This is a genomic window from Rahnella sp. P4_A8 (assembly GCF_056402435.1).
In genome coordinates this window covers 1-859 of sequence record NZ_JBFUHK010000301.1, presented here as the reverse complement: position 1 = coordinate 859, position 859 = coordinate 1, and the positions used below count along the sequence as shown (strand labels likewise).

The 859-nt window shown below is 46.6% G+C and carries 1 protein-coding gene; it reads right to left on the bottom strand.

What is annotated here, in order from left to right:
* Nucleotides 1-257 precede the first annotated feature (257 nt).
* Nucleotides 258-859 (bottom strand): SDR family oxidoreductase (locus AC1DUO_RS25585; RefSeq protein ID WP_477989506.1); only part of this gene is annotated, 602 nt, incomplete at its 5' end.

Here is an 859-nt window from a genome sequence, read left to right as displayed (position 1 = left end):
CCTCCATTAAAGCTACGCTGTTTGTTCGTAGAGCATTATCGTCAAATAAATTAAGCTGGGCCACTCCATTACTAAATCTGGGCTAAAATTACGTCTGTTACGTCTGTTACGTCCGGACATAATGTCACCTGTTTTTGACTATGAGGCGATGATATCACCTCTGTTCAGGTGGCCAAATTCACTATGCCACTACAAAATAAAATAAGTATGCTAAAAAACACTTGATAGATCTTTATTTTCAGAAGTCATAATTGAATTTAGTTTATTAAGGCAATACTGAAACCCCCATCAACATGGATCACCTCTCCGGTGATCCCCGAAGATAAATCAGAACATAGAAATGCGGCAGTTTTGCCTACATCTTCAATAGTCACAGTGCGCCGAATTGGGGTAATCGATTCATAGTGGGCTAACATCATCTTAAAATTTTTGATGCCAGAAGCAGCCAGCGTGCGAATCGGCCCTGCGGAAATGGCGTTGACCCGTATTCCCTGTGGCCCCATGGCATTCGCCATATACCGTGTATTGGCTTCCAGAGATGCCTTGGCGAGCCCCATGACATTATAATTAGTGATGGCGCGTTCGGAACCGAGATATGTCAGGGTGACTAGTGAGGAATTCAGGTTCAGCATGGGGCGGCAAGCTTTAGCCAGTGCAACAAAACTATAGGAGGTGATGTCATGGGCCGTGGCGAAACCTTCACGGGTGACGACGCTGACATAGTCTCCGTCCAGCTGTTCACTGGGGGCGAATGCGATGGCGTGCACCAGACCGTCAAAATTCGGCCATACTTTGGCAAGCCTGAGAATAAGCGCCTCGATGCTGGCATCTTCACCTACATCGCAGGGCAATACAATGT